Below are 12,281 nucleotides of genomic sequence, written 5' to 3' on the forward strand. Positions count from 1 at the left end.
TGGATCGCCCGGGGAATCATCGACCTCACTCGCATACCATGACATCGTCTACTCTTAGCGCACTGTTTGACGCAAAATCGGTGGCCATCATCGGCGCCTCGTCGGATCCGGACCGCATCGGCGGTCGCGTACTGCGATTCCTTCGCGAATCCGGCTATGAAGGAGCACTGTTCCCGATCAACCGCAGCGGCTCGGAAATTCAGGGGCTGCCTGCCTACCCGTCTGTTCTCGACGTGCCCGGTGTTCCCGATCAAGCGATCATCGTGGTTCCGACCGGGAGCGTGGAATCCGCATTGCACGATGCGATCCAGAAGGGTGTCAAATCCGTGGTCGTGCTGACCGCGGGCTTCGCCGAAATCGACGCCCAAGGGCGAGCCGCTCAGGAGCGGATGGCGGCCATGTGCAAAGCCGCCGGCGTGCGCATGATCGGCCCGAATTCGCTTGGTCTGCTAAACGTCGAATCCCGCCTGTTCTCGACATTCTCGGTCGTGCTTTACGGCGTCCGCCCAAAGGCTGGCAACATCGCGCTGGCCACGCAGTCGGGCGCCTTCGGCTCCGCTCTTTACGGCGCAGCAACGCTGCGCGGCATGGGCTTCAGCAAGATTGTGGCTACCGGCAACGAAGCAGACGTGGACGTCGCGGAAGCCATTGACTATCTGGCCGGCGATCCCAGCACCCGGGTCATCATGGCCGCTCTTGAATCGGCGAGGGACGGTCAGAAACTGCGGCGTGCACTTCTAAAAGCTGCCAAAGCGCAAAAGCCCGTCATCATCATGAAGGTCGGCCGCTCGGAACTCGGGGCGGCTGCTGCAGCAACCCACACGGGTTCCCTCGCGGGTAACGACGCTGCCTATGACGCCGTTTTTTCGGAGTGCGGTGCATATCGCGCGCAGTCGCAAGAACAGATGCTGGACATTGCGTACCTCATCTCGACCACGGGTCATCTGCCCATCAACAACGAACTGGCTGTTCTCACGTCATCGGGAGGCATCGGCGTGATGGTCGCGGACGCATGCGGCGATTCAGGGCTCACTATGCCTGCACTGCCCGAAGCCGCCAGGACGGCCATGCTCGAACTGCTTCCTTTTGCGGTCGCAGCCAACCCGCTCGACGTTACGGCTCAAATTACATCGGTCAAGAATGGCACGGTTCGAGCGCTGGATCTCATGCTCTCGAACAGCGGCTACGGTACGACGCTGGCGTATCTGGCATCGGCGGGCCTGGCACCCGCGTCATTCAAGATGAATTATGCACAGCCGCTTGCCGAACTGAAGGCACGGCATCCCGGGCGCGACGTCGTCATCGTCACGCTCTCCGTGCCCGAGGTGGACCGCGAGCTTGAGGAGATCGGCATTCCGGTATTCAACGACGCGACGCGTGCCACGCTCGCACTCGGCGCCGCGGCAACGATCCGCGCACGTTGGGCCGACCTGTATGAGCCAGTTGAAGCAACGCGGCAGGCTCATGCACTAGGCGACGTGAGCACGGAAGCGCTGGCGAAGGAAGCACTGGCCGACGCTGGCCTGCCGGTGCCGCGAGACGTTCTGACCGTGGACGTCGAGGCGGCGGTTGCCGCCGCCGATGCAATGGGGTACCCCGTGGTGCTAAAGATCGTGAGCCCGCAGATCGTGCACAAGACGGAGGTTGCTGGCGTAGCCCTTAACGTCAGGAACGCGGACGGCGTGCGAGCGGCCCACCGGCAGATCATGGACAGCGTTCGCGCCCGTGCACCCGCAGCGCAGATCGACGGCATTCTTGTGTGTCCGATGATCGTCGGCGGCACAGAAATGATCCTCGGGATGAACAACGATGCCACCTTCGGTCCGATGATTCTCGTGGGTGCCGGCGGTGTCAATACCGAGTTGTACAAGGACGTGTCCCTGGTCTCTGCCCCGCTCACGCATGCGCGCGCACGTAAGGCGCTCGACAAGGTAAAGGCGACGGCACTCCTGAAGGGCTGGCGTGGCGCTGCGCCCCAAGACATCGACGCCCTGGTCAAGGCCATGGTCAAACTCTCTGACTTCGCGATGAGCCACCCGGACATCGTAAGCGTCGACGTCAATCCGCTGGTTGTACGTGAGACCGGCGCCGCCGTACTAGACGCCGTCATCTTCAAGCAATAGCGGAAAGACAGACAGCGCCGGTGCGTCCATCGGTGTTTTATCTTCCAGCCAGGCAACCATATGGACAACAACGAAGTGTCGAATCAGGCAGTGCAGGATCTGCTCGACCGCGAAGCCATTCGCGAATGTCTTTACCGCTATTGCAGAGGCGTGGATCGGCGTGACGAGGCGGCGTTGCGCGCCACCTACTGGACAGACGCAACGGACCGCCACGGCCCTTACCAGGGCTCGGCAACCGGATTCTGCGATTGGCTGCTGGGAGCGCTGAGACCCCCAAGTCGCGGCGTTCACCTGGTCGGCAACATCATGATCGAGTTGCACGGCGACCAGGCATTGACGGAGAGCTATTTCCACGCCGTTCAGGAAGACCGCAAGGTCGTGCCGGGCACGGTCACTGAAGTCTCGCTCTACGGCCGCTATATCGACCGTTTCGAAAAGCGATGCGGCGAATGGAAGGTTGCGGCCCGTACAGTGGTCTACGACTGGTCGCGTAGCACGCCGGTGACCGATTCCACCGAAACCGGCATGTTCGGAACGGCGCGTCGCCCGCTCGGTGCCCACTCCCCTCACGACACGCTCTACGAAGTCCGTGCCGAAATTCTGGCGCACAACGCTACGCAACGAGGCGATTGACGTAAAGCATCATGACAAACCACAACATCAGCATTTGCGGAGAATCCCGTGACGCGCTGGGCGAGAGCCCCCTGTGGGACGACCGCAAGCAGATTCTGTATTGGATCGATTCCAACGCGCGTCTCGTGAAAGCCCGCGACATGGAAGCAAATACGCTTCGCGAATGGAAAATGCCGTCGCAGATCGGCGCTATTGCATTGTGCGAGAGCGGTCGTCTACTTGTCGCACTTGTGAGCAGCTTTGTTTTCCTGGATACTGACAGCGGCGAGCTGACGAACTTCGTCGATGTGACGCACCCGGCTTCCAATATCCGCCTGAACGATGGGCGGGTTGATCGCGAAGGCCGTCTCGTTCTCGGTTCGATGGCGCTCGGCCGCCGTGAACCCGCGGGCGAACTGTATCAACTGGATGGCGAAGGCAACCTGAAGGTTCTGGATACGGGTATTTGCATCACGAACTCGACATGCTTTTCTCCCGATGGCCAGTATCTCTACTTCTCCGATAGCTTGAGTTGCCAGTTGCGCCGTTACGCCTACCACTCTTCGGCCGGTACGCTGAGCGAGCGGACGCTATTCGTGGATACGACATCGCTCAAATCAGGCCCGGACGGGGCGACTATCGACGCCGACGGCAATCTCTGGACGGCGCTGGTCATCTCGGGACAACTGGCTCGCTTCACACCCGACGGCCGGCTGGATCGGATCATCGACCTGCCTACTGTCTACCCGACCTGCCCGTCTATCGGGGGGCCGGCTCTCGACACGATCTTCGTGACCAGCATCAGCAACAGCGGGAATGCGCTCAAGAGCCAGAACCCGAATGCCGGGGCCGTCGTAGCCATCACCGGTACAGGTGTGCGCGGCCTGCCGGAGTGCCGCTTCAAAGATCAGTAAACCAATCGGACGACGTTCAGGAGCAGAAATGGCGAAGCAACTGGAAGGCAAAGTCGCGCTTGTGACGGGCGGCGCCCAAGGTATCGGTCGCGGCATTGTCGATAAATTTGTCCGCGAGGGTGCCGTCGTCGGCATTCTGGATCGCGATGTCGGCGGGGCTCAGGCCGCAGCCGAGGAAATCGACGCACAGGGTGGAGTCGCCCATGCCTTCGGCGGCAACGTCGCCGAGCGCGACACTATTTTTAAGGCCGCCGCAGGCCTCGTCGAAGTTGCCGGTTGCTTCGACATCATCGTGAGCAACGCAATGTGGGTTCGCTATGCTCCGGTTCTGGACATCACTGAGAAAGACGTGTCCATGATGACCGGCACGGGTTTCAGTTCTGTCGTGTGGGGCATTCAGGCGGCGGCACAATACATGAAAGACGGCGGCTCAGTCGTCAATATCGCATCGTCGTCGGCCTTCATCGGGTTGCCCAGGGCGCTCGTTTACTGCGGCGTGAAGGCTGGCGTTCTCGGGCTGATGCGCGCTGCCGCGGCGGAGCTAGGCCCACGTGGCATTCGCGTGAATTCAGTCGCCCCGGGATACACGGAGACTGAAGGCGTGGCCAAGAACGTATCCGAAGAGACGCGCAAGGTTCGTCAGGCCAAGACGCCGATGCCGCGTCTCGGCCTGCCGGACGACATCGCGAATGCCGCGTGCTTCCTGGCCTCGGACGAAAGCGCGTTCGTCAACGGTGAATGCATTCGCGTGGATGGCGGGTCCGCCATTTCTTATCTGTGAAGCGCGCAAAGGGTCTGGCGTGATGTAAAGCGTGATGTAAGAACCGAAAAGGACGGCAGGGCGGCATGGACATGCAAGATATGACCACAGTGCCCATTAGGTCCGTTGACAACATAACAGGAGACAGCAGCATGAAGACGATCGACGTGAAGTCGTTTATCGATCAACGACCACTCAAACCTTTCCACGCAATTCTTTTTATGTTGATGTTTCTGACCATCGTTCTCGATGGTCTGGACACCTCGGCGATGGGCCTGATCGCACCTACTCTGATGAAGCAATGGGGCGTTACCAAATCGGATCTAGCGCCGGTACTCAGTGCCGCGCTGGTCGGTATCGGCATCGGCGCAATTTTCGGAGCGCCACTCGCCGATCGCATCGGTCGTCGTGTCATTCTGGTGACCTCGGTCGCCTTTTTCGGTGTATTTTCAATCGCTGCAGGTTGTTCGACGAACGTGACCGAACTGATGTGGTCGCGTTTGCTGACCGGCGTTGGACTTGGCGCTGCCATCCCGCTGTGCGCGACGCTCGTGAACGAGTTTCTTCCGTCGCGCATGCGCTCGCGTGCCGTGAACTTCATGCTGTTCGGTTTCGCAGTCGGCGGCGGCATCACCGGCCCGCTGGCCAAATCGGTCATTCCGACACATGGGTGGGAAGGCTATCTGATCGTCGGCGGCATCGCACCTATCGTCGTTGCAGTGCTGCTCGCATTTTTTCTTCCGGAGTCGGTTCGATACCTGGCGACGGCGGGCAAGGGGCAAGACAAAATTGTGAAGGCATTGAAGCGCATAGACCCTACAGCCGATTTCACCGACACGACCTTCGTCGCCGAGGTGGCGGCTACGGTTCAGAAGCGCAAATTTCCGGTCTCGGAACTGTTTTCCGCCAGGCTGCGATGGCCAACGATGCTGCTTTGGGTTGCCTACATCTGTTCCACGATCACACTGTATGTGCTGAGCATGTGGCTCCCGACGATTCTTCAAGGAGATGGCCGCACGCTCGCCCAGACGGCAAACACGATGATGTGGTTCAACTGGTGCTCGGGTGCCGCCATCCTGCTGGCCGGCGTTCTGATGGACAAGTTCGGCCCAGTCCGCGTTATCTCCGCGTACTTTGCGATCTCCATGTCGATGGCGCTCCTTGTCTCGATCAGCGGTGCGCACGGTGATGCATTGCTCACGCTGCTCGTCATAGCGGCAATGACCAATAACGGCGCTTGCTCCTCGATGTCCACGCTCGCGACGCAAATGTACCCGACCAGCAGCCGCGCCACAGGCGCAGCCTGGGTGCTTGGCGTGGGCCGCTTTGGCGGCATTGCCGGCACCTTCCTGGGTCCTGTTATGATTGGCTTGGGCTGGCCGCTGACGACCATCGTTGCGTGGATTGCACTCCCGGCAGTTATCGCTTCGGTTTCAATCTTCTGCATCGGCTTCCGCATCCCTGCATTGCGGCGTGGCTATGTCGGCCTGCCCTCAGGTGAAGCCGTCCACTAACGGTTGAGCGACTACGATTGCAATTCGGCGAAGCCGCTACCAATGTGTAGCGGCTTTTGTTCTTTCCGATCGGGGCAACCCGTTTTTACTAGCCCTGTTCATATCAATAGGGAAAGTGAGACTTCGTGGACAGACTTCGTGCAATGGAATTTTTCCTTTCCATTTCCAGGAACAAAAGCTTTTCGGAGACTGCCCGCCAGTTTGGCATCGCCCCCGCGTCTGTTTCGAGAATGGTTCTCGACCTCGAAAATGATCTGAAGGTAAAGCTGTTCACCCGCACTACCCGCCTGGTCACGCTCACCGAAGCGGGAATAGAGTACGCAAAGCACGTCGAAGGCATTCTGCGAAGCATTGACGATGCCCACCGGAGTATCTCGTCGATCACCTCAGCACCCTTGGGCACGCTGCGAGTGCATTCAAGAGTCATGTTCGGCCTCGGCGTATTGCCTTCACTGATTGCCGAGTTCTCCAAGCTGTACCCGAGCATTCAGATCGAACTGACGCTAAGCGAAGCGCCATCGGATCTGAACAAGGATCCGGTCGATATTGATTTTCGGATTGCTCCACCGGTCGAATCCGGGATCAAACGCCGAATTATGTTTCGAAGTGACCGCTACCTGGTCGTCTCCCCAGGTTACTTCATTGGTCGAAGCTCCATCATGGCGCCGGAACAACTGAAGAGCCATCAATGCATCGCGTATTCCATGCCGGGATCGAGCTATTCGTGGCGATTCCGAAAAGACGGCGCCGAAACGGAAATTCACTTTCAGCCTCGCCACATCACCAACAATGGCATTGCTCTGCTGGAATTCGCGCGCATGGGCGAAGGTATCGTCCTATTGGATGACTACACCGTTCACAAGGATCTCATCAGTGGCAAACTAGCGCGGCTACTCCCCGACTATCAGGTGACCAATTCCAGCTTTGAAGATGGCATGTACGCGACGATCATCGACTCACCCGCCATCCCGACCAAGGTCCGCCTCTTCCTGGATTTCGTGGCCTCCCGCGTGTCCGGCCCGGAGCTCAGATTTTCCGCCTACGGGTCGCCATGAAATGAGTTATGCGATCCGCGGGGCACATGATAACGCCCCGTGTCGTGCAAATTACGTTATTTCCGGCAAATCAGAACCCGATTTTGATTGAAAATCGTCCGCCCTGGAGGCATTACAATTTTCGTCAACCAGACAAAAATCCCTTCAGGAGACGACATGACCATGAGCGAAGCATCCAGGGCAGAGATTTGCTCTGTCACCCTGGCAGTCACGGACGGCGTGGGTTTGGTTACGCTGAATCGCCCGGAGGTCAAAAACGCGCTGTCGCGGGCCATGCGTCGCCGTCTCATTGCAGTATTCGACGAAATCAGCGCTCGCAACGACATTCGCTGTACGGTGCTGACCGGTGCCGGCGACACGTTCTGTTCGGGCGCGGACCTGCGTGACCGCCCTGATCCCGATGTCCCGGGAGACTTCCTCGACCACAATCGCTGGACCCGAGAGACGGGCAATGCGATTAAGGAATGCGTGAAGCCTGTGATAGCAGCGGTTAATGGCGCGGCGTTGGGCGCGGGCCTGGGTCTGATGGCCGCTTGCGACATCATGTACGCGAGCGATAACGCCGTATTCGCGATGCCGGAAATCAACGTTGGTCTGGCCGGTGGAGCGTCGATGCTGCGCACCCTGTTCGGTCGCTCGACCGTCCGTCGCATGTTCTTCACCGGCGACAAACTGACGGCTCAAGATCTCCTCCGGCGCAATGTATTGGAAGACGTGCTGCCTGCGGACACGCTTCTGCCTTACGTCATGGAACTTGCGCGCCGCATCGCCAGGAAGTCGCCCATCGCGCTCATCGAGGCGAAGAAGGCTGCGAATTTCACCGATCAGATGCCTCAGCGCGAAGCTTACCGTCACGAGCAGGACATCACGATGATGCTTTCCAGGACGGAAGACGCCAAAGAAGCGCGCATGGCGTTTCTGGAAAAGCGTGAACCGGTATTCAAGGGCCGTTAGGACACGCCCTGGTCGCACCGACATTAGTTAAGCATTCCCGATATTCGGGATTCTTGACTGGTTGCAATCCACTTCATAGTCCTCGACAGCCGCTATAAAGCCCACCTTGAAAAATTATCGACGGAGACAGCAATGCAACAGGATTTGGTCGGACGTTACGCCCTTGTGACCGGCGCTGGCGCGGGGATCGGCAAGGCGACGGCCCTTCGACTCGCGGCCCGCGGCGCTGTTGTTGGCGTCAATGATCTGAAGGAGGAGCTGGTCAACGATACTGTGGCCGCACTGATCGATGCCGGCGGCCAGGCCATCCCGGTCGTGAAAAATGTGAGCACCCGCGAGGGCATTACTGACGCAGTGAACGAAGTCCATGCCAAGGGTGGTCGCTTCGACATTCTGGTCAACAATGCGGCATGGGTGCGCTACCAGTCGGTTCCGGACATCGCGCCCGAAACCATGGATCGAATGCTCGATATCGGCTTCAAGGCTGTGGTATGGGGTATTCAGGCCGCAGCTGCGGCAATGACCGAAGGCGGTGCAATCGTCAATGTCGCATCGACGGCAGCGCTGCGCTCGGCCAGCCAATCCATTGTTTACTCGGGCATTAAGTCTGGGATCCTCGGCATCACGCGTGCAGCAGCGGCAGAACTCGGTACGCGCAAAATCCGCGTCAACGCTGTTTGCCCATCTGCAGTGCGGACCGAGGGAACAGAGCGCAACCGGAACGAAGAGCGCGACGCGAGGCGCGTGGCCACGACGCCACTGGGCCGTTTGGGCAACGTAGATGACATCGCCAAGGCGATCGTGTATCTGGCTTCGGACGACGCCGGCTTCATCACCGCGCAATGGCTTGCCGTCGACGGGGGTATTACCTTTACGAATATTTAATGCTTCAGTCTTTCGCGTCCGAAGCGGCGGTTTCCATTAGCGATGGGGTCGGCATGGGTTAGGCCTCTCGTCGCTAAACGATTGAAGAGGACGGTATCGGGTTTTGTCGCAGTAAGACGGGATGGACGAGCAAACGCAATTGTTATGTATTGCTTATGAAATGAGCGAGTGGAACTGCTGCGCGGGGGAAAGTGGGATTTTGCCAAAGTCCTTCATCTGCCCTTTCTTGATCATGTGCATCACTTCGATGCCGCTCAGAATGACACGCGCGCAGTGGAAGTCCTTGAACCCGAGCATCGGCCGGATGATACGTTTGATGGCCCGATGGTCCTGCTCAACCACGTTGTTCAGATACTTTACCTGACGGACCTTGATGGGCGTGTCGCGCTCGGCGTTCACCGCGTGCAGCGCGGCCAGATTGGCTCCGCCTTTGTCGATCGTCACCGTCTCTGGTGCGCCGTTTTGCTGGATCGATTTTTCGAAATACTGCTGGGCAGCAGCCTTGTTCCGCCCGGCTCGCAGAAGAAAATCGACCGTGTTGCCTTCCTTGTCGACGGCTCGGTAGAGGTACTTCCATTCACCGCGGACCTTCACATAGGTTTCGTCCATCCTCCAGCTCTTGCCGACCGCTCGCTTGCACCGGCGGAAGGCCTTCTCAAGCGCGGGCAGAAGCTTGATGGCCCAGCGCTGCACCGTGGAATGATCGACCGCAATCCCGCGCTCGGCCATCATTTCCTCGAGATGACGCAAGCTAAGCGGATAGGCAACGTACCAGCGCACGCAGGTCAGCATTACCTCCAGCGGATAGTGTAACCGTTTAAGCACCCGTGCCACACCCGGATCCAGCGCCTTCATTCCTCACCCACGCGACCGTTTCGATCCAGTCAGATTAACAGAACGCCATACTGCGACAAAACCCATACGTTGCGTAAAGGAAGGGGGACGGCACCTATTGTCGACAGCGCTCGTCGGCCACAGACACCGGCTGCGGGCGGAAGCGTTGCCTGGTGCTGACGGTCACAGTCGACGCATTTCAGCCGTGCGACTGAGTACGTTTTCGAACGGACTATCGAACTGTCAGTAAGAAGGAGAATTAACGGAACAGGACGGTCAGGCCCGAGGCGCACCAGTGACGGAAGGCTGTTGCCCGACCATAGTTGACCTGGTATCCGACCGCGACGACTGCCCGGTGACTCAACAAGCACTTGCAACGGTCGGACGACCTGACGTCTTTTGCAGGCTCAATGTCGCCGGTCGCGCCCGCTTGCCGGAGTAACTTGGCTGCCTGTTCGAGACTCATGCCGAACAGATGGGCAACCTGACGGAATTCGAACCAGGCTGTGTTCTCGTCGAGCGTTCCATCGATTTTCCTGCTGCTCGACGCGCAAACATACTGTACGGACCTCATCGTGCACATTCCTCCTAACATGAATCGTCATTCCATAGAAGTCGGACACGTTTGGCTAGAAGGATCGCGACTTGTAAGTGGGATGCGGTGGCCCAATGTTCGCTAGTCGCAAAAAAATCGTTGGACCGCGTCTCTGCGGTACGTGCCTCGATGGGTTGCCATCGCTCACCAAACGCCGTCACGCGGCCAATTGCCCCGACGTCGCCGACGCCACGGTGGTTTCGGAATTGTAGTAACCGCCTTGACTGCCGGCGTCTTTTTCGCAGCGACCTTCTTAGAGGCGGTTTCAAAAAGACGTGAAGGGGCTGTTAACTTCGTGAACGTGCTGTTAACCTTGGCTGTCGTGACGACGAGATCAAGGGGATGGACAAGCCAATCATTGACGACGAATTGTGGAAACGAATCGAACCCTTACTGCCACAACCAAAGGCTCGACGCGAGAAGTACCCAGGTCGCAAACCGGTACCCGATCGCGCAGCATTGCGCGGCATTGTGTTTGTGCTACGCACAGGGCTGCGATGGCGCGATCTACCGGCCGAAATGGGTTGCGGCTCCGGCGTGACCTGTTGGCGCCGCTTACGCGACTGGCAAGAAGCAGGCGTGTGGGATCGATTGCACGAGCTGTCATGCGCGCACGCGATCTGCCTCAGGACGCGTACCGGTTTGGTAAAACGCTGCTACGGTTGCTTTGTGCTCACCGGCTTGGCGGCTGGTCTCCAACATTTGTTGAAGATCGCTAAATCTGCTGGCGGTGCCCATAGAGGCGCTAATGGTGTCCATTAATTCTGCTAGCGGGGCTTTTCCAGCGGTACACGAACACTTTGGCCGGAACGACTAACTAGGAGCAGCATGACACTGCGGTCGTCGCCCTCCAAACACGTATTTGATTAGGAATCCTACATACAGCAGAAAATCCCGTCCTTTATAGCGTTTTCGTCCACCTCAAAAGATTGGCACCGCCTGAATATCCCAATAAATTGACCTTCGTCAATCTCCCTTGCCGCCGCCTGTGGCTCGCGGAACTGTCGCGTCGATCGGAGCCACATTAGCCGAATTAGAAAACATGACGAACGCGCTAGCAGAATTAACGAACATCCTCCTGCTCACCCGTTGCGGGAACGCAACGGGTGACACTACTGGCAATCTTCCCCCGTCGCCATGCCTGGCGGGCTCCGCGGCTCATCTCCTATTAGCAAATTCTGTGGACATCGCTAGCAGAATTAACGGACGACAACAGCTCATGCCGGAGGATGTCTCAGAGGAACGGTGTCGCAGCATGGCGGCGTATGGCGCCGAAATAATCCTGACGCCTGCCAAAGGCGGTATGGAGTGCGCGCGGGACATCGCAGCGCAGATGGAACAGGAAGGCCGCGGCATCGTTCTCGATCAGTTCTCCAATCCCGACAATCCGCTTGCGCATTACGAAGGCACCGGTCCGGAGATCTGGCGTGAAACTCAGGGACGCGTCACGCATTTCGTATCGGCCATGGGGACGACCGGAACCATCATGGGTGCAAGCCGGTTTCTGAAGGAGCAGAATTCCGCCGTTCAGATCGTCGGGGTGCAACCTGAAGAGGGCTCGCGGATTCCAGGCATACGCAAATGGACCGACGGATATCTGCCTGCATTCTTTGAACCCACGCGCATCGATCGGACCGAATCGGTGGGTCAGGCAACGGCTGAGGCCGCAGCGCAACGTCTTGCTGCGATCGAGGGGATTTTCTGCGGAATTTCGGCGGGTGGCGCATGCGCTGTGGCAATGCGCATCGCCCGGGAAGTCGAGAACGCTACGATCGTGTTCGTTATTTGTGATCGCGGCGATCGTTACCTGTCGACAGGCGCATTTCCAGCATGATGGACATCACGAGGGCTGATCCCCGTCTGCCGGATCCGACCGACCGTTTTACCCCAGCCGAAATGCTCCTCGATGCGCTTGCGAATGATCTGGCTGATCCGGTAGCTGGCATACCGGGACGTGCGACCATCGATCGCGCTCCCGCCGTGGCGCTCATCGTTGCGCGCACGCCGGCTACCCGTCAGCGCCCAGCGTCATCAC

At 58.8% G+C, this 12,281-nt stretch carries 9 protein-coding genes and 3 pseudogenes; 10 read left to right on the top strand and 2 right to left on the bottom strand.

Annotated elements, in window-relative coordinates; translation table 11 throughout:
• Positions 1-38: 38 nt before the first annotated feature.
• The 8 genes from PQR54_RS24505 to PQR54_RS24540 all read left to right on the top strand — a co-directional run bounded on the left by PQR54_RS24505 (position 39) and on the right by PQR54_RS24540 (position 8,817).
• Entirely contained in the window at positions 39-2,123 is a 2,085-nt protein-coding gene (locus PQR54_RS24505) for an acetate--CoA ligase family protein (protein ID WP_408250196.1), read from the top strand.
• 60 nt (positions 2,124-2,183) lie between these two features.
• A complete protein-coding gene (locus PQR54_RS24510) occupies positions 2,184-2,756 on the top strand; it encodes a nuclear transport factor 2 family protein (RefSeq protein ID WP_408250198.1) in 573 nt (190 codons plus the stop codon).
• An 11-nt stretch (positions 2,757-2,767) separates the two neighbouring features.
• Positions 2,768-3,649, top strand: a complete 882-nt coding sequence (locus PQR54_RS24515; RefSeq protein ID WP_408250200.1) for an SMP-30/gluconolactonase/LRE family protein — start codon at positions 2,768-2,770, stop codon at positions 3,647-3,649.
• Positions 3,650-3,677: 28 nt separating this feature from the next.
• Positions 3,678-4,430, top strand: coding sequence for an SDR family NAD(P)-dependent oxidoreductase (locus PQR54_RS24520; RefSeq protein WP_408250202.1), 753 nt, complete (start codon positions 3,678-3,680; stop codon positions 4,428-4,430).
• A 131-nt stretch (positions 4,431-4,561) separates the two neighbouring features.
• Positions 4,562-5,923 carry an MFS transporter gene (locus PQR54_RS24525; RefSeq protein ID WP_171928475.1) on the top strand — a complete coding sequence of 454 codons (1,362 nt, stop codon included), beginning with the start codon at positions 4,562-4,564 and terminating at the stop codon, positions 5,921-5,923.
• 143 nt (positions 5,924-6,066) lie between these two features.
• The gene (locus PQR54_RS24530; RefSeq protein ID WP_408250204.1) at positions 6,067-6,978 is read left to right on the top strand and encodes a LysR family transcriptional regulator; all 912 of its coding nucleotides are present in this window, start codon (positions 6,067-6,069) and stop codon (positions 6,976-6,978) included.
• A gap of 156 nt (positions 6,979-7,134) precedes the next feature.
• Positions 7,135-7,932 carry an enoyl-CoA hydratase/isomerase family protein gene (locus tag PQR54_RS24535; RefSeq protein WP_408250205.1) on the top strand — a complete coding sequence of 266 codons (798 nt, stop codon included), beginning with the start codon at positions 7,135-7,137 and terminating at the stop codon, positions 7,930-7,932.
• Between the two features lie 132 nt (positions 7,933-8,064).
• The gene (locus tag PQR54_RS24540; protein ID WP_408250207.1) at positions 8,065-8,817 is read left to right on the top strand and encodes an SDR family NAD(P)-dependent oxidoreductase; all 753 of its coding nucleotides are present in this window, start codon (positions 8,065-8,067) and stop codon (positions 8,815-8,817) included.
• 153 nt (positions 8,818-8,970) lie between these two features.
• Here the strand turns inward: PQR54_RS24540 and PQR54_RS24545 are convergent, their stop codons facing one another.
• Positions 8,971-9,672 (bottom strand): IS6 family transposase, encoded by a 702-nt coding sequence (locus PQR54_RS24545; RefSeq protein ID WP_408250209.1) that lies wholly within the window; start codon positions 9,670-9,672, stop codon positions 8,971-8,973.
• A 916-nt stretch (positions 9,673-10,588) separates the two neighbouring features.
• Between PQR54_RS24545 and PQR54_RS24550 the strand changes: the two are divergent.
• Positions 10,589-10,858: pseudogene (locus PQR54_RS24550) on the top strand (transposase); the annotation flags it as partial.
• Positions 10,859-11,462: 604 nt separating this feature from the next.
• Positions 11,463-12,080 (top strand): annotated as a pseudogene (locus tag PQR54_RS24555) (pyridoxal-phosphate dependent enzyme); the annotation flags it as partial.
• Here the strand turns inward: PQR54_RS24555 and PQR54_RS24560 are convergent.
• A pseudogene (locus tag PQR54_RS24560) lies at positions 12,080-12,247 on the bottom strand (IS5/IS1182 family transposase); the annotation flags it as partial. The pseudogenes PQR54_RS24555 and PQR54_RS24560 overlap by 1 nt on opposite strands.
• Between the last annotated feature and the right edge of the window lie 34 nt (positions 12,248-12,281).

It is taken from the genome of Paraburkholderia phytofirmans, assembly GCF_046028095.1.
GTDB classification, from domain to species: domain Bacteria; phylum Pseudomonadota; class Gammaproteobacteria; order Burkholderiales; family Burkholderiaceae; genus Paraburkholderia; species Paraburkholderia phytofirmans_A.

Coding starts and splice junctions, on each gene's coding strand:
- PQR54_RS24520 (WP_408250202.1), top strand. CDS start 3,678: ATGGCGAAGCAACTGGAAGGCAAAGTCGCGCTTGTGACGGGCGGCGCC.
- PQR54_RS24545 (WP_408250209.1), bottom strand. CDS start 9,672: ATGAAGGCGCTGGATCCGGGTGTGGCACGGGTGCTTAAACGGTTACAC.
- PQR54_RS24535 (WP_408250205.1), top strand. CDS start 7,135: ATGACCATGAGCGAAGCATCCAGGGCAGAGATTTGCTCTGTCACCCTG.
- PQR54_RS24515 (WP_408250200.1), top strand. CDS start 2,768: ATGACAAACCACAACATCAGCATTTGCGGAGAATCCCGTGACGCGCTG.
- PQR54_RS24540 (WP_408250207.1), top strand. CDS start 8,065: ATGCAACAGGATTTGGTCGGACGTTACGCCCTTGTGACCGGCGCTGGC.
- PQR54_RS24505 (WP_408250196.1), top strand. CDS start 39: ATGACATCGTCTACTCTTAGCGCACTGTTTGACGCAAAATCGGTGGCC.
- PQR54_RS24510 (WP_408250198.1), top strand. CDS start 2,184: ATGGACAACAACGAAGTGTCGAATCAGGCAGTGCAGGATCTGCTCGAC.
- PQR54_RS24530 (WP_408250204.1), top strand. CDS start 6,067: ATGGAATTTTTCCTTTCCATTTCCAGGAACAAAAGCTTTTCGGAGACT.
- PQR54_RS24525 (WP_171928475.1), top strand. CDS start 4,562: ATGAAGACGATCGACGTGAAGTCGTTTATCGATCAACGACCACTCAAA.